Annotated in this window: 2 pseudogenes; both read left to right on the plus strand. The window is 67.6% G+C overall.

The annotated features are described in order from the left end of the window. The first annotated feature begins 34 nt into the window (after positions 1 to 34). Positions 35 to 812: pseudogene (locus JCM19049_RS14335) on the plus strand (amidase family protein). A 9-nt stretch (positions 813 to 821) separates the two neighbouring features. Then, a pseudogene (locus JCM19049_RS14340) lies at positions 822 to 1,378 on the plus strand (Asp-tRNA(Asn)/Glu-tRNA(Gln) amidotransferase GatCAB subunit B); the annotation flags it as partial.

Raw genomic sequence — 1,378 nt, forward strand, 5'->3', positions numbered from 1 at the left:
CTCCACCTCCCTGCCCGACGCCCTGCAGGGCCTGGTGGCCGCCGCCGAATCCGGTGCCGCCGGAGACCTGTCCGGGCTGCGCATCGGGGTCATCAACGAACTGCAGGGCGAGGGCTACCAGGCCGGCGTGCAGGCCCGCTTCGAGGAATCGCTGCAGCTGCTGCGCGAGGCCGGGGCCCAGATCGTGGAGGTCTCCTGCCCGAACTTCAAGTACGCGCTGGGCGCTACTACCTGATCATGCCCTCGGAGGTCTCCTCCAACCTAGCCAAGTTCGACGGCGTGCGCTACGGCAACCGGGTGTTGCCCGAGGACGGTGCGCTGACCATCGAACGCGTCATGGGCGCCACCCGCGCCGCCGGCTTCGGTGACGAGGTCAAGCGCCGCATCGTGCTGGGCACCTACGCGCTTTCGGCCGGCTACTACGACGCTACTACGGTTCGGCGCAGAAGATCCGCACCCTGATCCAGCGCGACTTCACCGCCGCGTTCGAGCAGGCCGACGTGCTGATCTCCCCGACCGCACCGACCGTCGCCTTCGAACTGGGCGCGAAGACCGATGACCCGCTGGCCATGTACCTGAACGACGTGGCCACCATCCCGGCGAACCTGGCCGGCCGTGCCGGGCATCACCGTGCCCGGCGGGCTGAGCGAGGGGCTGCCGGTGGGCATCCAGTTCCTGGCCCCCGCGTTCGAGGACGCCCGCCTCTACCGTGCCGGCGCCGCGCTGGAGACCCTGCTGGAAAGCAGTGGGGCCACTCGCTGATCTCGCAGGCACCCGCCATTGACACCGACTCGATCGCCCAGAAGGCCTAGGGGGAGAGCATGACCACCGAAGAACTCGTAGACTTCGACGTCGCACTGGAAAAGTACGACCCGGTACTGGGCTTCGAGGTGCACGTCGAACTGAACACCAAGACCAAGATGTTCTCCGACGCGCCCAACGCCTTTGGCGATGAGCCGAACACCAACGTCACCCCCGTGGACCTGGGCCTGCCCGGCGTGCTGCCGGTCGTGAACAAGACCGCGGTGGAATACTCCATCCTGATTGGCCTGGCCCTGAACTGCCAGATCGCCGAGAAGTGCGGTTTTGCCCGGAAGAACTACTTCTACCCGGACACCCCGAAGAACTTCCAGACCTCCCAGTACGATGACCCGATCGCCCACGACGGCTGGCTGGACATCGAGCTGGAGGACGGGGAGGTCTTCCGCGTCGAGATCGAGCGCGCGCACATGGAGGAGGATGCCGGCAAGCTGACCCACATGGGCGGGGCCGCCGGGCGCATCCAGGCGCCGACTACTCGCTGGTGGACTACAACCGCGCCGGCGTGCCGCTGGTGGAGATCGTCACCAAGCCGATCGTCGGGCCGGTGCCCGCGCCC

The organism is Arthrobacter sp. JCM 19049 (assembly GCF_001310435.1).